The 16,384-nt window shown below is 74.1% G+C and carries 14 protein-coding genes and 1 tRNA gene; 6 read left to right on the top strand and 9 right to left on the bottom strand.

All coding sequences use genetic code 11. The features are described from left to right. The 6 genes from KIK08_RS13640 to argS all read right to left on the bottom strand — a co-directional run. Positions 1-336 (bottom strand): Rho termination factor N-terminal domain-containing protein (locus tag KIK08_RS13640; RefSeq protein ID WP_214403486.1); only part of this gene is annotated, 336 nt, incomplete at its 3' end. A gap of 402 nt (positions 337-738) precedes the next feature. Then, positions 739-1,641, bottom strand: coding sequence for a homoserine kinase (gene thrB / locus KIK08_RS13635; RefSeq protein WP_214403485.1), 903 nt, complete (start codon positions 1,639-1,641; stop codon positions 739-741). Beyond that, entirely contained in the window at positions 1,641-2,729 is a 1,089-nt protein-coding gene (gene thrC / locus KIK08_RS13630) for a threonine synthase (protein WP_214403484.1), read from the bottom strand. The genes thrB and thrC overlap by 1 nt, the downstream gene beginning before the upstream one ends. Further along, the gene (locus tag KIK08_RS13625) at positions 2,726-4,042 is read right to left on the bottom strand and encodes a homoserine dehydrogenase (protein WP_214403490.1); all 1,317 of its coding nucleotides are present in this window, start codon (positions 4,040-4,042) and stop codon (positions 2,726-2,728) included. Before KIK08_RS13625 ends, thrC begins: the two co-directional genes overlap by 4 nt. Before the next feature lie 103 nt (positions 4,043-4,145). Next, positions 4,146-5,588, bottom strand: a complete 1,443-nt coding sequence (lysA, locus tag KIK08_RS13620; protein WP_214403483.1) for a diaminopimelate decarboxylase — start codon at positions 5,586-5,588, stop codon at positions 4,146-4,148. Then, entirely contained in the window at positions 5,585-7,234 is a 1,650-nt protein-coding gene (argS, locus tag KIK08_RS13615; protein ID WP_214403482.1) for an arginine--tRNA ligase, read from the bottom strand. The genes lysA and argS overlap by 4 nt, the downstream gene beginning before the upstream one ends. 124 nt (positions 7,235-7,358) lie before the next feature. Here argS and KIK08_RS13610 point away from each other — a divergent pair, with 124 nt between their 5' ends. The 6 genes from KIK08_RS13610 (at position 7,359) to KIK08_RS39905 (ending at position 11,009) form a co-directional block, all read left to right on the top strand. Further along, positions 7,359-8,237, top strand: a complete 879-nt coding sequence (locus KIK08_RS13610; RefSeq protein WP_214403481.1) for a thioredoxin-like domain-containing protein — start codon at positions 7,359-7,361, stop codon at positions 8,235-8,237. Continuing rightward, positions 8,237-9,106 carry a DUF305 domain-containing protein gene (locus KIK08_RS13605; RefSeq protein WP_214403480.1) on the top strand — a complete coding sequence of 290 codons (870 nt, stop codon included), beginning with the start codon at positions 8,237-8,239 and terminating at the stop codon, positions 9,104-9,106. The genes KIK08_RS13610 and KIK08_RS13605 overlap by 1 nt, the downstream gene beginning before the upstream one ends. Continuing rightward, entirely contained in the window at positions 9,103-9,582 is a 480-nt protein-coding gene (locus tag KIK08_RS13600) for a GNAT family N-acetyltransferase (protein ID WP_214403479.1), read from the top strand. The genes KIK08_RS13605 and KIK08_RS13600 overlap by 4 nt, the downstream gene beginning before the upstream one ends. 325 nt (positions 9,583-9,907) lie before the next feature. Next, positions 9,908-9,982 (top strand) — tRNA-Arg (locus tag KIK08_RS13595). A 488-nt stretch (positions 9,983-10,470) separates the two neighbouring features. Next, positions 10,471-10,671: a hypothetical protein gene (locus KIK08_RS13590; protein ID WP_214403478.1), complete on the top strand. Its 201-nt coding sequence runs from the start codon at positions 10,471-10,473 to the stop codon at positions 10,669-10,671. Next, positions 10,668-11,009 (top strand): PIN domain-containing protein, encoded by a 342-nt coding sequence (locus KIK08_RS39905; protein ID WP_250556940.1) that lies wholly within the window; start codon positions 10,668-10,670, stop codon positions 11,007-11,009. The genes KIK08_RS13590 and KIK08_RS39905 overlap by 4 nt, the downstream gene beginning before the upstream one ends. Positions 11,010-11,480: 471 nt before the next feature. On the opposite strand, the gene KIK08_RS13580 is transcribed toward KIK08_RS39905, so the two are convergent. The 3 genes from KIK08_RS13580 to KIK08_RS13570 all read right to left on the bottom strand — a co-directional run bounded on the left by KIK08_RS13580 (position 11,481) and on the right by KIK08_RS13570 (position 16,310). After that, positions 11,481-14,069: an ATP-binding protein gene (locus KIK08_RS13580; protein ID WP_214403477.1), complete on the bottom strand. Its 2,589-nt coding sequence runs from the start codon at positions 14,067-14,069 to the stop codon at positions 11,481-11,483. A gap of 611 nt (positions 14,070-14,680) precedes the next feature. Further along, positions 14,681-15,919, bottom strand: a complete 1,239-nt coding sequence (locus tag KIK08_RS13575) for a cytochrome P450 family protein (RefSeq protein WP_214403476.1) — start codon at positions 15,917-15,919, stop codon at positions 14,681-14,683. Beyond that, entirely contained in the window at positions 15,912-16,310 is a 399-nt protein-coding gene (locus KIK08_RS13570) for a hypothetical protein (protein WP_214403475.1), read from the bottom strand. The genes KIK08_RS13575 and KIK08_RS13570 overlap by 8 nt, the downstream gene beginning before the upstream one ends. Between the last annotated feature and the right edge of the window lie 74 nt (positions 16,311-16,384).

The raw sequence follows: 16,384 nt of genomic DNA, 5'->3' as shown, positions 1-16,384 counted from the left end.
GGCGTCGGAGGGCGCGGCGGGGGTGTCGGACGCGGCGGGAGCGGCGCCGTTGCGCGACCGGGACGCCCGCGCGGGCTTGGCCGGGGCCTCGACTGCGGGGGTGGCGTCGGAGCCGTCGGGCAGCGGCAGCTGGGCCGCCGCGGCGACGGCTCCGCCGGCCTGGCTGGCCCGGATGGCGGCGATCAGGTCGCCCTTGCGCATCCCTGCGGTGCCCGGGATGTTCAGCTCCGCAGCGAGTTGGCGCAGTTCGGCCAACACCATGCCGGTGAGGCCGCCGCGCTTGCGGGGCGCCGGTGCGGCTGCGGTCTCGGAGCTGACGAGATCGGTCTCGCTCACTGATGTCCTTCCTGACCGACCGGGCCTTTGCCCAGGTCAGCGGGATTCACACACTCGCCCGGGCGGTGTGCCGGGCGACATGTCGAGGTGCTCCGCTCGACGCGGACGGCTCGACAGGCAATGGCGGCGATCGTGGCGACGGTCCGGAACGGGTTCGCTCGGGTCGGGATACCACCGGATGGGGATCTCGGATGGGCGGCCGCAGATGCACCGGGCGGGCCCGACTCGAGTGGTCACGCGGATGACGCGCAGATCGCCGTTGCGCTGACGAGAGTAGACCTTGCGTGTCACACCGGCAACAACCACCCTGACGGGCGCGCCGCACAGGTCCCGTCGAGAACGAAGTTGTCGTGATCAACAGGCCGAAACGATCACGACAAGTTCGTTCTCGACGGGGGACGGTCAGGTGATCTCGACGCGCGCCCCGGTCGCGTCCACCGGCAGCGGCCGCACCGCGAACCCCGTGGTGTCGACGTCGGCCGGCAGCACGCCGTCGGTGGTGAGCGCCAGCACCGTCGGCCCGGCGCCCGAGATCACCGCCGGCACTCCCCGCTCGCGCAGCGCGTCGACCAGGTCGGCCGACTCCGGGTAGGCCGGGCGCCGGTAGCCCTGGTGGAGGCGGTCCTCGGTGGCCGGCAGCAGCAGGTCGGGACGCTGGGTCAGGGCCAGCACGGCCAGCGCCGTGCGGCTGCCGGTGAAGGCGGCGTCGACGAGCGGGACCCGGTCGGGCAGCAGCCCGCGGGTGGTGTGCGTGGACGACTCGACGGTCGCGACGAGCGCCACCGGGTGGATGTCCGGGTGGGCGTCGAGCTTGACGGCGTGGAAGCGCTCGGCGGTGTTGCCCGGCGTCTCCCAGGCCACCACGAGCCCGCCGAGCAGGCTGGCCGCCGCGTTGTCGGCGTGGCCCTCCATGCCGGCCGTGACCTGCAGCAGCACGTCGGTCTCCAGCTGCGGGTCGCGCCCGGAGAGCGCGACGGCGGCGACCGCGCCGGCCACCGCGGCGGCGGCCGAGCTGCCCAGCCCGCGCGAGTGCGGGATCGCGTTGCGGCAGCGCAGCCGGATCCCGGACGGGGCGTCGCCGACGATGTTCCACGCGGTGCGCATGGCCCGCACGACGAGGTGCGTGTCGTCGCAGGGGACCTGGTTCGCGCCCTCGCCCGCCACCTCGACCGACAGCCCGTCGGGCGCGACCGCCACCTCGACGTCGTCGTAGAGGCTCAGCGCGAGACCGAGGGTGTCGAAGCCCGGGCCCAGGTTGGCCGACGAGCCCGGCACCCGGACCCTGACCTCGGAGGGCTTGCCCATCAGCGCAGTTCCAGGGCGTCGGCGACGGCGCCCGGGTCGATCGGGACGACGGTGGGTTCCGGCGCGGCGAGCAACGCGGTGTCGGGGTCCTTCAGGCCGTGCCCGGTGACCGTGCAGACCACGAGCGAGCCGCGCGGCAGCGAGCCGTCGGCCACCGACTGCAGCAGCCCGGCCACGCTGGCCGCCGACGCCGGCTCGACGAACACCGCCTCGGTGGCGGCGAGCAGCCGGTAGGCGTCGAGGATCTCCTCGTCGGTGACGGCGGCGAACCTGCCGCCGGACTCGTCGCGCGCGGCCGTGGCGCCCGCCCAGGAGGCCGGCGCGCCGATCCGGATCGCGGTGGCGATGGTCTCGGGGTGGCGCACCGGGGCGCCGTGCACGAGCGGCGCCGCCCCGGCGGCCTGGAAGCCGAACATCCGCGGCAGGTCGGTGATCAGCCCGTCGGCCAGGTAGGAGCGGTAGCCCGACCAGTAGGCGGTGATGTTGCCGGCGTTGCCGACCGGCAGGCAGTGCACGTCCGGGGCGCGGCCGAGCACGTCGCACACCTCGTAGGCGGCGCTGGCCTGGCCCGCGATGCGGGTCGGGTTGACCGAGTTGACCAGCGCGGCGACCGGGTACTCCGCCGCGGTCTTGCGGGCCAGTTCCAGGCAGTCGTCGAAGTTGCCGTCGATCTGCAGGATGCGCGCGCCGTGCGCGACGGCCTGGGCCAGCTTGCCCAGCGCGATCTTGCCCCGCGGGACGAGCACCGCGCAGGTCATCCCGGCGCGGGCCGCGTAGGCGGCGGCCGATGCCGACGTGTTGCCGGTGGACGCGCAGATCACGCCCTGCTTGCCCTGGGCCAGCGCGTCGGTGACCGCCATCGTCATGCCACGGTCCTTGAACGAGCCGGTCGGGTTGACCCCGTCGACCTTCAGGAACACGTCGCAGCCGGTGCGCTCGGACAGCCGCGGCGCGGGCAGCAGCGGGGTGCCGCCCTCGCCGAGGGTGACGATCCGCCAGCCCGGCTCGACGGGCATCCGGTCGCGGTAGGCGGCGATCACCCCCGGCCACGCGGTCAGCAGCTTGGTCGGCACGGGCTCCGGCGTCATCCGGTCACTCCCTTCCGGCCCAGGTCCTCGACCCGGAGCACGCTCTCCACGCCCCGCACGGCGTCGAGCCCGCTGAGCACCTGCACGGTGTCGGCGAGCGCCGCCTCGGGCGCGGTGTGGGTGACCACGACGAGCCGCGCGGGCTCGCCCGTGTCGTCGTCGCCTGCGTCGGGCCGCCCGCCGGTCTGGCGGACCGCGGCGATGCTGACCCCGTGCCGGGCGAACTCGCCGGCGATGGTGGACAGCACGCCCGCGCGGTCGGCGACGTCGAGGCTGACGTGGTAGCGGGTCGGCACGCTGCCCATCGGCCGCACCGGCAGGCTGGCGTAGGTCGACTCGCGCGGCCCGCGGCCGCCGACGGTCCGGTTGCGGGCCACCGCGACCAGGTCGCCCAGCACGGCGCTGGCCGTCGGCGCGCCGCCGGCGCCCTGGCCGTAGAACATCAGCTGGCCGGCCGCCTCGGCCTCGACGAAGACCGCGTTGAACGCGCCGTCGACCGCGGCCAGCGGGTGCGACGCCGGGATCATCGCCGGGTGCACCCGCGCCGACACCGACTCCGGGGTGTCGCCGTCGGCCGGGGTGCGCTCGCAGATCGCCAGCAGCTTGATCACGCAGTCCATCCCGGCGGCCGCGGCGATGTCGGCCGCGGTGACCTCGCGGATGCCCTCGCAGTGCACGTCGGCCGAGGTGACCCGGGTGTGGAAGGCCAGCGACGCGAGGATCGCGGCCTTCGAGGCGGCGTCGTAGCCGTCGACGTCGGCGCTCGGGTCGGCCTCGGCGTAGCCGAGCCGGGTGGCCTCCTCCAGCGCCTCGGCGTAGCTCGCGCCGGAGGAGGTCATCGCCGAGAGGATGAAGTTGGTGGTGCCGTTGACGATCCCAGCGACCCGGGTGATCCGGTCGCCGGCCAGCGACTCGCGCAGCGGGCGCAGCAGCGGGATCGCCCCGGCCACCGACGCCTCGTAGTAGAGGTCGGCGCCGGACGCGTCGGCCGCCTCGGCCAGGGCGGCGCCGTCCTCGGCGAGCAGCGCCTTGTTCGCCGTCACCACCGACTTGCCGGCCTTGAGCGCCTCCAGCAGCAGCGTCCTGGCCGGCTCGATGCCGCCGATCACCTCGACGACGACGTCGACGTCGTCGCGGGCGACCAGGCCGGACGCGTCGGCGGTGATCAGCTCGCCCAGGTCGGCGTGGCGCTGCGGGCGGCGCACCGCCACCCCCACCAGCTCGACGGGCGCCCCGGCCCGCGCGGCCAGCTCGCCCGCCTGCTCGCGCAGCAGCCGCACGACCTCGCCGCCGACCGTCCCGCAGCCGAGCATCGCGACCCGCACGGGTTTACCGGGCTCGTTCCCCGGCGTCGTCGCAGTCACGACCCGATCCTGACCGGTCCCGGCCGTCGGGCGGGAGTCCCCGTGAGCGGGTTCATTCCACGACCTCCAGCCGGAACAGGTCCTCCGGGGTCTCCCGGCGCAGCAGCACCCGCGCCCGGCCGTCGCGCACGGCGACGACCGCGGGCCGCGGGAGGCGGTTGTAGGAGCTGGCCATCGAGTAGCAGTACGCGCCGGTGGCGGCCACCGCGAGCAGGTCGCCGGGGGCCAGGTCGGCGGGCAGCCAGCAGTCGCGCACGACGATGTCGCCGCTCTCGCAGTGCTTGCCGACGACCCTGCTCAGCACGGACTCGCCGGTGCCGTCGCGCTCGGAGCTGCGCGAGACCAGCCGGCAGTCGTAGAACGCGTCGTAGAGGGCGGTGCGGATGTTGTCGCTCATGCCGCCATCGACGCTGACGTAGCGGCGCGACGCGCGGCCGTCGAGCGGGACGTCCTTGAGCGTGCCGACCTCGTAGACCGTCACCGCGCTCGGCCCGATCAGCGCCCGGCCCGGCTCGACGACGATCGCCGGGACGTCCAGGTCGGCGGAGTGGCACTCGTGCTTGACGATGCCGCGCAGCTCGTCGGCCAGCTGGGCCACGTCGACCGGGGTCTCCTCGGCCCGGTAGGCGATGCCGAAGCCGCCGCCGAGGTCGAGGGAGGTCAGCGCGGTGAGCGCGTCGGAGCCGTGCTCCTTGTGCAGCTGCGCGAGGAACCGCACGACCCGGTGCGCGGCCACCTCGAAGCCCTCGGTGTCGAAGATCTGGCTGCCGATGTGGCTGTGCAGCCCGACCAGCTCCAGGTTCGACGCGGCCAGCACCCGCCGCACGGCCTCGGCCGCCGCCGAGTCGGTGGCGCCGGCGATGGAGAAGCCGAACTTCTGGTCCTCGTGCGCGGTGGCGATGAACTCGTGGGTGTGCGCCTCGACGCCGACGGTCAGCCGGACCATCACCGGCGCGACGACGCCGTGCTCGCGCGCCACCGCGTCGAGGCGGGTGATCTCGTGGAACGAGTCGAGCACGATCCGCCCGACCCCGGCCCGCACGGCCTGCGCCAGCTCGTCGGTCGACTTGTTGTTGCCGTGCATCGCGATCCGCTCGGCCGGGAAGCCGGCCCGCAGCGCCACCGCGAGCTCGCCCCCGCTGGCCACGTCCAGCGACAGGCCCTCCTGGTCGACCCAGCGGGCGACCTCGGTGCACAGGAACGCCTTGGCCGCGTAGTGCACCGCGCTCGCCCCGAACGCCGCGGCGAACTCGCCGGCCCGCTGCCGGAAGTCGTCCTCGTCCAGCACGAACAGCGGCGTGCCGTACTCGCGGGCCAGGTCGCGCACGTCGACGCCGGCCACCTGCACGGCGCCGTCGTCGCCGCGGGCGGCGTTGCGCGGCCACACCGACCCGGCCAGCTCGTCCAGCTCGGCCGCGTCGGCCGGGCGCGCGCCCGCGGTGTTGCCCGGGACCTGGATGTCGGCGTGCAGCGGCCCCGCCGGGTGCGCCCTCACATCCGCTCCGGGGCGGACACGCCGAGCAGGTCGAGCCCGTTGGCCAGCACCTGGCGGGCGGCGACGCACAGCGCCAGCCGCGCCCGGTGCAGCTCGGTGGGCTCCTCGTCGCCCATCGGCAGCACCCGGCACGAGTCGTAGAACTTGTGGTACGCGCTGGCCAGCGACTCCAGGAAGCGGGCCACCCGGTGCGGCTCGCGCAGCTCGGCGGCCGTCGCCACGACCGCCGGGAACTCGCCGAGCGTGCGGATCAGGTCGCCCTCCCGGTCGTGGGTGAGCAGCGCCAACTCCTCGCCCGGGGTGACGCCCAGGTCGGCGGCGTTGCGGGCGAGCGAGGCCAGCCGCGCGTGCGCGTACTGGACGTAGAAGACCGGGTTGTCGTTCGTCCGGCGCGTCCACAGGTCGAGGTCGACGTCGAGCGTCGAGTCGACCGAGGAGCGGATCAGCGCGTAGCGGGCGGCGTCGACGCCGAGCGCGTCGACCAGGTCGTCCATGGTCAGGATGGTGCCGGCGCGCTTGCTGAGCTTGACCGGCTCGCCGTCGCGCAACAGGTTGACCATCTGGCCGATCAGCACCTCGACGGTGTCGGCCGGATCGCCGGAGGCCACCGCGACCGCCTTGAGCCGGGCGATGTAGCCGTGGTGGTCGGCGCCCAGCATGTAGATCAGCTTGTCGAAGCCGCGGGCCCGCTTGTCGGCGTAGTACGCGATGTCGCCGGCGATGTAGGCCGGCCGGCCGTCGCTCTTGATGACGACCCGGTCCTTGTCGTCGCCCTGCTCGGTGGAGCGCAGCCACCAGGCGCCGTCGGCCTCGTAGAGGTTGCCCTGCTCCTTGAGCCGCTCGACCGCCGCCTCCACCGCCCCGCTCTCGTGCAGCGACTGCTCCGAGAAGTAGAGGTCGAAGTCGGTGCGGAAGGAGTGCAGGGTGCGCTCGATGTCGGCCATCATCAGGTCGCGCCCGGCCTGCCGGAACACCCGCAGCCGCTCGTCGGCGGGCAGGTCGAGCACGCCCGGGTTGCGCTCGACGAGCTGCACGGCGATCTCGGCGACGTAGGCCCCCGCGTAGCCGTCCTCGGGCACCGGCCGGCCCAGCGCGGCGGCCAGCAGCGACTCGGCGAACCGGTCGACCTGGACGCCCGCGTCGTTGACGTAGTACTCGCGGTACACCTTCGCGCCCCGCGCGCTCAGCACCCGGCCCAGCGCGTCGCCCACCGCCGCCCACCGGGCGCCGCCCAGGTGGATGGGGCCGGTCGGGTTGGCCGAGACGAACTCCAGGTTGATCGACTGCGTGCCCAGCTCGTCGCCGTTGCCGAAGGAGGCACCGGCCCCCAGTACCTCGCGCACGATCCCGGCCTGCGCGTCGGCGGCCAGCCGCAGGTTGATGAACCCGGGACCGGCGATCTCCGCGCTGGCGATGCCTTCGCGCGCGGAGAGCGCCTCGACCAGCCACCCGGCCAGCTCGCGCGGGGCGACCCCGGCCCTCTTGGCCGTGCGCAACGCCACATTGGTGGCGTAGTCGCCGTGCTCGGGGTTGCGCGGTCGCTCGACGCCGACGTCCGAGGGCAGCGCGGCCAGGTCGAGGCCGCGCTCGGCGAGCACATCGGAGGCCGTGGTGCGGACCAGTTCGGCGAGTAGCGCGGGAGTCACCGGCCAAGTCTAGGGAGTGCTGCCCACCGGGTTTTCACGTGCCGCACCTACACTCGAGTACCGCAAGCGCCGTCCGGGTGACGGCCCGTGTTCGCAGATGGTTCGCAGAGGGTCTGGACGGTTCATGGTCAGCGGCAGCAAGAGCAAGGCCACGCGCACGGTCAAGCCGACGGTGGTCCGGCGCAAAGCGCCCCCGTGGGGCCTGATCGCCGGCGTCACCGTCGTCGTGCTGTTCGCGGCCACGATCTTCGGCTACGCGTTCGTCCAGAACCAGCAGGCCGAGGACCGCCGCCAGGCGCTCGCCGCGTTCACCCCCACCCCGGAGAACCCGGACCCGTCCACGCAGATCGCGGGCATCCAGGTGCAGGCGTTCGAGGGTGGCTCGCACGTCGACCCGGCCGTGCGGGTGGCCTACACGTTCAGCCCGCCGATGGGCGGCGCGCACGACTACAGCTGGGCCGCCTGCAACGGCGTCGTCTACCCGGAGGCGGTGCGCAGCGAGAACCTCGTGCACTCCATGGAGCACGGCGCCGTGTGGATCGCCTACAACCCCGACCTGGTCACCGGCGAGGCGCTGGACGCCCTGACGTCGAAGGTGCAGAACCAGCCCTACACGGTGATGAGCCCCTACCCGGGCCTCGACCAGCCGATCTCCCTGCAGTCCTGGGGGCACCAGCTCAAGCTCGCCGACGCCGCCGACCCGCGCATCGACCAGTTCATCGCCGCGCTGCGGGTCAACTCCTACACCCACCCCGAGCCCGGCGCGAGCTGCAACGAGATCGGCCCGAGCGGCTTCCGCCAGGACGCTCCGCCGCCGTTCCAGCCGATCCCCGACCCGACCGAGCCGGGCGTGCAGGCCGAGGTGACGCCGGGCACCGGCGTCCAGGCCGACGCCGGCACCGCGCCGGGCACCGTCCCGACCGAGGTCGTCCCCACCGCCCCCGCCACCGACCCGGCGACGGGCGGGGCCCCGGCCGCCCCGGCCCCGACACCGGCGGGCTGATGGCCCGCGGGCAGGGGACGACCGGCACCACCGCGCGCTCCGGCGGGCCGTCCGAACCGCCCGCGGCCGGGGGCGCCGTGCCGGGGCCGACGGCCCCTGCCACGCGCGCGGACGCCATCGACGGCACCCCCGACCGCGACACCCCTCCGCCCGTCGACCCGCCGGACGACCGCGAGAGCGGCGACGACGGCCCCGACGAGCCCGACGACCCCGACGACTGGCCGCCCGAGGCCCGCTGGGTGCGCCCGTTCCTCGTCGTCGCGGGCGTCGTCGGACTGCTGCTGCTCGGCGCCGCCGCCGGCTTGCTGATCGGCCTGTCCGGCCGCGACGAGCCGACCGTCCCGGGCCCCGACTCCGTCGACGTCGGCTTCGCCCAGGACATGACGGTGCACCACCAGCAGGCGGTGGAGATGGCCGCGTGGGGGCGCGACCACTCCACCGACCCCGTCGTCCGCCAGCTGGCCTCCGACATCGAGACCACCCAGAACTCCCAGATCGGGCGCATGCAGGGCTGGCTGGACCTGTGGGGCGCCGCCGCCCTGCCCGTCGGCGGCCACATGGCCTGGATGAGCAGCCCCACCCACGACCACGGCGGCGGCACCGCGGTGGCCACGATGCCCGGCATGGCCAGCGCCGCCGACCTGGCCGCCCTCCGCGCCGCCACCGGCCCCCAGCTCGACGTGCTGTTCCTGCAGCTGATGCTGCGCCACCACGAGGGTGGCGTCGGGATGCTGGAGTACGGCGCCCAGCACGCCGCCGTCCCCCAGCTGCGCAACCTGGCCAAGCAGATGCTCAGCTCGCAGACCTCGGAGAGCGACTACCTGCGCCAACTCCTCGCCGAGCGCGGCGCCCAACCCCTCCCGTCATGACCGACCCGCCGCCTTTCGTGCCGGGAGACTTCACCGCCCCCGCCCGGCACGAGTGCGCGGGTTACGTCCTGGTCCCGCTGGGCCCCGAGCACAACGACCCCGACCACCGGGCCTGGACCAGCAGCGTCGACCACATCCGCTCGCTGCCCGGCTTCCCCGACGGCAGCTGGCCCGACCCGACGATGACCCTCGCCGACAACCTCCGCGACCTGCAGCGCCACCGCCGCGACTTCGACACCCGCCGCGGGTTCACCTACACGGTCCTGACCCCGGACGGCGACGTCGCCGGCTGCCTGTACATCTACCCCGACCGCACCACCGGCACCGACGCCGAGGTCAGCTCGTGGCTGCGCGCCGACCACGCAGCCCACGAAGCCGAGTTCCGGGCCTGCGTGACGACGTGGCTCGCCGATGCCTGGCCGTTCGACACGTGGACCTACGACGGGCGCTCCCACTCCCGCCCCTCCACCCCCTGACCGTCCCCCCGTCCTCCCCGACCCCGCCCCCGTCCGTGTCCCGTCGAGAACGAAGTTGTCGTGATCGACAGGGCGGTTCGATCACGACAAGTTCGTTCTCGACGCACCGCGCCGGCGGCCCCGCCAGCGGAGACGGCGCGGGCGCGACCGACGGGGTGTCCTCGCAGACGTGGGGCGGCCCGGCAGCCCGGAGCGGGCTGTCGCAGCGCGCCGGCTGGCTGCGAGATCCATCCCGGGGCTGCGACGTGGGCGTGCGGCGGCACGCAACCCCCGGGGCAACCCGGTCGGAGGTACCCGTGGGGGTGCGCTAGGGTTGTCCCCGTTGGCCCCCGTAGCTCAGGGGATAGAGCACCGCCCTCCGGAGGCGGGAGCGCAGGTTCGAATCCTGCCGGGGGCACCACGTTTGACCTGCACGTCTCGCTCAACGTCACCACTGTGAACAAGGTCTGACGCGCTAACGTGGACTGGTTCGTGGAACGAACCCGTTCCACGAACCGCTCCACAACCCAGATCCCGGCAGATGCAGCAAGTGGCCGGTGGCCACATATCTCGTGAGTGCGCTGGTCAGCGCCTCCCGCTCGCTCACCGTACGAGCCCGCGAGGTGTCAGCGGCCAACCCCCGCTCGACCTGTCGCTGCACCCGATCATGCGCGATTCGACCCCACACCGACGGCCGACGAGCCACGAGACCCCATGCGAGAGAAGCCGTTCGACTTCACCAGAGGCGTTCCACCTGGCGCGTCCGCCAGGCGGGCTACGTTTCTCACTGCGGACCGGCGCACGCCTTCCCCGCCCCGGACCCGCCCGGCGTGGACGACACCCCCGGCAAGGACCCGCAGCCACAACACGCGGAGTGAGAACATGGCCTCAACACGGGAGGCGCCCTCGATGACCACGACCCCAGAGCGGCCGGACCGCTGGCCGGCGGACGACTTCATCACCACCGAGGAACTCGTCCGCCGCCAGGGTGTCCAGCCGATCGACACCGTGGACGACCTCGCCGCAGCCGAGGACCCGTTCGAGTCGGACGACGAGTACGAGGACTTCCTCGCCGACCTCTACGCAACGCGGAGAGCCGACATCCGGTGAGCGTGATCGTCGTCGACACCGACGTCGCCTCCACCCTGCTCCGCCGCCGGGCCTCCGACGCCCTGGCCGGCGCACTCGCCGGCCACGTCCTCGCGATCACCTTCGGCACCGTGGGCGAGCTGACCAAGTGGACGCTCGTTCGCCGCTGGGGCCCGCGCAGCCTCGACACCATGCGCACCTTCCTCGCCGGGCTCGTCGTCCTGCCTACGACCAGCGCGTCGCGGCCCGCTGGGGCGAACTGCAGGCCTACGCACGACTGCGCGGCCGACCCCGCCCCACCAACGACACCTGGATCGCCGCCTGCTGCCTGGTCCGGGAGCTTCCGCTGGCCACCCTGAACACCAAGGACTTCACCGACTTCGCCGAGCACGAGGGCCTCGCGCTGGTGCAATGACGATCTTCCGCGTGGATCGACTCGTGGAACGAACTGCGGGCTACAGCGGCGGCCTACGGGTGACACGCACAGCGAACGACAGGCCCTGGTAGGGCCGCCGAGGCGTCGACGATCACACGGTCGCCCGACTCCGGAGGCGGGAGCGCAGGTTCGAATCCTGCCGGGGGCACCCTCTCCGACCTCCCGAAATCGGCCTCCCCCTGCTGAAACAGGCGGGGGGCCGATCCTGTTCTGTCCGGTGGCGTCCGGCCGTGGCCGGGTGGTTTCGGCCGTCCGTGCCCGCATCGTGCCCGCGACACCGCCATGTTCCGGGATCCCGAAATGATCTATCGTGTCCATGGTGGCCCGTCCGCCCCGAGCAGCGCCGGCCCGGGCTCGACCTGGCCGGCCCACGGGTGCTACACGTGATCGCCGATCAGGTCCGGCTCGACGGGCTGGTGCTGCGCGGGCTGTTGGCGCTGCCCGTCGTGCTCGGCTCGGCCTCCGGGGCGACACGGGCGAGCCCGAGTCTGTGGGCGGCCGCCACCGCCTCACCGCGCGAGCGGGCGTTCAGCCTGCCGAGGATCGCCGACACGTGATGGTCGGCGGTCCGGCGGGAGATCACCAGCCGTGCGGCGACCTCGGTGTTGCTCAACCCCTCCACGAGCAGCGCCAGCACGTCGAGCTGCCGGCCGGTGAGACCGGCCGGGTTGGACCGGGTGGCCGGTGAGCGGCCGCGGGGCAGGAAGTTCATCCCGAGCTCGCGCAGCCGCCCACGCACCCGCGCGGTGACGCTGCGGGCGTCCAGCTCGTCGAGCAGCGGCAGCGCGGCCAGCAGGGTCTCGGGCGAGCCGACGTCCCACAGCGCCATCGCCTGCTCGTAGGGCAGTTGCTCGGGCACCGCCGGCGGGGCTGCAACCGGCGGAGGCGCGCCTTCCGCGGTGAGCCGCCGCGTCCACCGGCGCAGCTGCTCCCCACCGGTGCTCGGCAGCGTCATCAACTCCCCGACGAGCTGCCCGTCGAGCCGGGGGTCTGGGCGGCGGGTGATCCACGCCTGTTCGGTGAGCGCAGCAGCAGCCGGGGCGAGCAGGCCGGGCAGGTCGAGCTGGACGGTCAGCGACCACAGCTCGTCGAGGTGTGGGTTCTCCGCAGGCGCGTCCCGCCGGGCGGCCAGCAGCCCCAGCACGAGGTGGGACCACAGCCGACCCAGGGGCAGGTCACCGGCCGCCAACACCGCCAGGGCGTCGTGCTCCGCGTCGGCCCAGCGGCCCTGCAGCAGCCGCAGCCGGGCCCGCACCCCGAGCTGCCACATGTTGCAGCCCGGGACGTCGCGCTCCCCGCTGAACCGCAGCGCATCGAGCAGGACGTCCTCGGCCTCGGCGAAGCGACCCTGCTCCACGTCGACATGGGCGAGGTTGGTCACCGGCGCGGACGCGAGCACGTCGCTCCGCAGTCGCAGGCCGGCGTCCCGGACAGCGAGCAGATCGATCCGCGCATCCTGATCACCGCCCAGCAGCCGCACCAGCGCCGGGCCGATCGACGCGGTGCTGGCGAGCGCAGCGTCGTCCAGCTCGTCGGCGATCCGCTGCGCCTGCCCGCCCGCTCGCATGGCCTCCGCCGCATCGCCGCGCTGCGACGCCAGGAACGCGTGGTTGGCCAGGGCGTACCCCAGCTCCCGCGGCGCCCCGGCTTCAGCGAGGATCGTGATCGCGGCGTCGTCATGCCGCTCGGCCGCCACCCGGTCGGCGGCGTACCACTGGTACTGGGAGATGGCGAGATGGGCCGCGCCGACCGCCACGACGTCGCCCAGCTCGCGGCGCAGGTGCAGCGCGCGGCGGCACACCGCGATCGCGTCGTGCAGGCGGTCGCTGAGGAGAAGCTCGGTGGCGAGGGCCTCCATCAGCGTCGCGCGTGTGGCGGGGTCGTCCTCCCCGGCGTGCCTCAGCGCGAGCTCGTAGAACGCGACGGCCTCGCGGTGCGACCCCGACCCGGCCGCTGCGGCACCCGCCAAGGGGGCGTAACGCAGGATGCGGACCACATCGGGAGCGGCGGCGGCGTGGTGGGCGATCACGCTCGCGTCCCCGCCGATCTCTTCCAGGGCCTCGATCATGGCGGTGTGCAGAGCCGTCTCGGCCCCGGGCACGACGCTACCGAGCACCGCCGACCGGGCGATCTCGTGTCGGAACATGACGCCCGTGCCGTGCCGGTCGAGCAGGCCGGTGGTCGCGAGTGTCTCGACCGACGCCGCCCGCACCCCCAGGGCCGCGAGCAGCTCGCCGCTCACCGGTTCGGGCGTACAGGACAGCAGCTCCAACGCGTGTCGCGCGGGCGACGGGAGAGCTGCGGTCCGTGCGACGACGGCGTCCCGCACACTGTCGGGCAGCGGTCGGTCCGGCTGCGCGAGGATCTGGCTGACGAAGAACGGATTGCCCGCCGTCCGCGCGTGAACGTCGGCCGGATCGAGGCCGTGCTCGCCGACCAGCTCGCCGACCGCGGCGAGGCTCAGCGGGGTGAGCTGCAACCGCCGCCCGTCCGGCGTGGACACGAGGTCGCCCAGAACGCGGCGGAGCGGGTGCGCGGGCCCGACGTCGTCCCGGTAGGTCAGCACCATCAGCAGCGGCAAGGTGTGAATGCGACGCGCGACGAACCGGACGAGGTCCAACGTCGCCTCGTCCGCCCAGTGCAGGTCCTCGAACACGAGCGCGCGGGGCCGGGCGCGCAACTCCTGCAGCACGACCGCGAAGATCTCGTGCTGCACCGCTGCCCCCCGCAGCACGTCGGGCACCGCAGGGCCGAGCTCGCCTGCGATGTCGCGCAGGGGTCCGAGCGGGCGCGGGGTGCTCAGCGAGTCGCACATGCCCCACAGCACCTGCACCGGCGCCAGCTCGGCGAACGCGCGAAGCAGGACGGTCTTGCCGATGCCGGCCTCGCCGGCGACGGACACGGCCGAGCCACGGCCGCCGGCGGCGCGGCGGGCATGATCGCCGAGCACAGTCAGCGGGTGATCACGCTCGAGCAGCCGCACCGACCGAGTCTAGGATCCGGCTCGGCCGCTGAACAGGGGCGTGGGCCCGCCGCACGACGACCTGGCGGGACAGGGCGTCGTCCTGTTCCGGTGGTGCGGGTCGTCGGCGGCTGCCGGGCGCCGCTGAGGCGGGGGGTTCACGGCCGTGGTCCTGCGGAGGTCGTGGGAATCGGTGGGGCGTGGCCCGCGGTGCAGGCCGGTACGCAGAGCGCGCCGCAGGGGCGGCCGCCGGGGTGCGGTGGCCGGCCGGGGCCGGCCAGATCGATCAGCCCGGCCAGCAGCGCAGGCTGCCATCCCGGGGCCGGGCGGCGGCCGGCCGGGCTCGGGGTCGGGTGTGGTGGCATGGCGGTTCCTCTCCCGGTATTCGCTGTCGTCGGAGTACCGGCCGTCACGGTGCGGTCGTGGCGCTGCCGAGCCGTCGGCCGGTCGAGAAACCCAGCGGGGCAGAGGCAGCACGCCGGCACGGGTCGGGACGCGAGTCGACAGGGTGTCCGTGCCGGCTCGGGCGGCGTCGCGGATCAGTACCCTGCCCGGCGCGGCCGGCAGCAAGGCCGTCGTCACATCGGCGCAGCGGCCGCCGACGACGATCCTGTCGTAGCGCCCGTGGCTGGTCATGGCCGGCCGCCCGGGGTGCCCAGCAGGACCGGCAGCTTGGCCAACCCGCGGATGACCAGCCCATCGCCGTGCGACCAGCGCAGCTCGGTCCGGGGTACCGCCAGGCGCAGGCCGGGGTACCGGCGCAGCAGGGTCGCGAGCGCGACGCGGGTCTCGAGCAGGGCCAGTCGCGCGCCGAGGCAGTGGTGGATGCCGTGGCCGAAGCCGAGGTGGCGGCGCCCCACTCGGGTGACGTCGAGGGTGTGCGGCCGGTCGACGTGGGCCGGGTCGCGCCCGGCGGCGGCCAGCGAGACCAGGACCTGCCGGCCGGCGGGAACGGTGGTCCCGCCCAGCTCGACCGGTTCGGTGGCGTAGCGGAACGTGGCGTGCGGCACCGGTGCGGTGAAGCGGACCAGCTCCTCGACCGCGCCGGCGAGCCGGTGCGGTTCGGCTCGCAGGAGGGCGAGCTGGTCGGGGTGGTCGAGCAGGGCGACCACGCTGTTGCCGATCAGGGAAGTGGTGGTGTCGTGCCCGGCGATCACGAGCTGGAACAGCGAGGACAGCAGTTCCTGTCGCGTGAGCCGCTCACCGTCGCCCCCGGTCCGGGCCAGGTCGCTGACCAGGTCGTCACCGGGCCGGCGTTGCTTGAGCGCCACGAGATCACGCAGGTAGGCCACGATGGCGTCGGAGGCTTCCACCGCCTCGGCAGGCGGGTCACCGGCTCGCGGGGCGAGCAGGGTGGCGAACCGTTCGTGCAGGGCCGGGAGGTCGTCGTCCGGCACGCCGAGCAACCGGCCGATCACCTGGAACGGCAGGGGATGGGCGAAGCCGGCGACGAGGTCGACCACCCCGCCCCGCTGGGCGAGGTCGTCGAGCAGCCGGTCGGTGATCGCCTGGATCCACGGTTCGAGGCCCGTGACCCGGCCCGGGGTGAACGCCGCCGCGACCAGGTTGCGCAGCCGGGTGTGGTCGGGAGGGTCGACGCCGAGCATGTGCCGGGAGAACTCCGGGCCGGGCAGGCCCGGGTCGACCGTGCTCGTGTCGTCGGACAGCGCGGCCTGCATGTCCTTCGACAGCCGGGGGTCCTTGAGCGCCTGCCGGGCCGCCGAGTGGCCCAGCACCAGCGTGGCCTCGTGACCGTCGGCGAGGGTGACCGCATGCACCGGGCCGGTGGCGAGGAGCCGGGCGAAGGTGGGGAACGGGTCGTCGCGGACCTCGGCCCCCCATCCGCCCCATGCGGCGACGTGCTCAGCCATGACCGTCTCCGTGGAATCCGGAGCACAGCAGGTCGAGCCGGCGGATCCGGTCCGGCGCGTGGACGTAGGCGAGCTGCTCGACGACGTGCAGGCGCGGGGAACGCGGCGAGAACCGCACCCGTAGCCGCCACCGCAGCGACAGCAGCGGGCCGATCCGGTCGACACCGGAGTCGACGAGCTGGAACTCGGCCGCATCGGCGAACCAGGACCGGAACCGGTCGGTGACCGCCGCTGCGCCCTGCGAGTCGCAGACGCCGGACGGGAGCAGCGCACGCATCCGCACGTCGTCGCCGAGGCAGGACGACAGCCGGGCGAACTCGCGTGCGCCCAGCGTGTCCAGGAACGAGACGGCAACGGCCGGGGCCGTGCCGCCGACGGGGTCGACGATCATTGTCTCGGTGCCTTCCGGTTGGGCGGACGGCCCGGCCGCCCGCGGCGTGGTTGGGGGTCCGGCGTGGAACGACC

The sequence above is a fragment of the Pseudonocardia lacus genome, from assembly GCF_018531445.1.
Classification (GTDB): domain Bacteria; phylum Actinomycetota; class Actinomycetes; order Mycobacteriales; family Pseudonocardiaceae; genus Pseudonocardia; species Pseudonocardia lacus.
Note: the sequence above shows the minus strand (reverse complement) of the source record. Positions and strands in the feature narration are given on the sequence as shown.

What these genes read in the sequence shown, in the direction of transcription:
- thrB (WP_214403485.1), bottom strand. Translation starts at nt 1,641, where the DNA reads ATGGGCAAGCCCTCCGAGGTCAGGGTCCGGGTGCCGGGCTCGTCGGCC.
- thrC (WP_214403484.1), bottom strand. Translation starts at nt 2,729, where the DNA reads ATGACGCCGGAGCCCGTGCCGACCAAGCTGCTGACCGCGTGGCCGGGG.
- KIK08_RS13625 (WP_214403490.1), bottom strand. Translation starts at nt 4,042, where the DNA reads ATGCTCGGCTGCGGGACGGTCGGCGGCGAGGTCGTGCGGCTGCTGCGC.
- KIK08_RS13610 (WP_214403481.1), top strand. Translation starts at nt 7,359, where the DNA reads ATGGTCAGCGGCAGCAAGAGCAAGGCCACGCGCACGGTCAAGCCGACG.
- KIK08_RS13605 (WP_214403480.1), top strand. Translation starts at nt 8,237, where the DNA reads ATGGCCCGCGGGCAGGGGACGACCGGCACCACCGCGCGCTCCGGCGGG.
- KIK08_RS13600 (WP_214403479.1), top strand. Translation starts at nt 9,103, where the DNA reads ATGACCGACCCGCCGCCTTTCGTGCCGGGAGACTTCACCGCCCCCGCC.
- KIK08_RS13590 (WP_214403478.1), top strand. Translation starts at nt 10,471, where the DNA reads ATGACCACGACCCCAGAGCGGCCGGACCGCTGGCCGGCGGACGACTTC.
- KIK08_RS13575 (WP_214403476.1), bottom strand. Translation starts at nt 15,919, where the DNA reads ATGGCTGAGCACGTCGCCGCATGGGGCGGATGGGGGGCCGAGGTCCGC.
- KIK08_RS13570 (WP_214403475.1), bottom strand. Translation starts at nt 16,310, where the DNA reads ATGATCGTCGACCCCGTCGGCGGCACGGCCCCGGCCGTTGCCGTCTCG.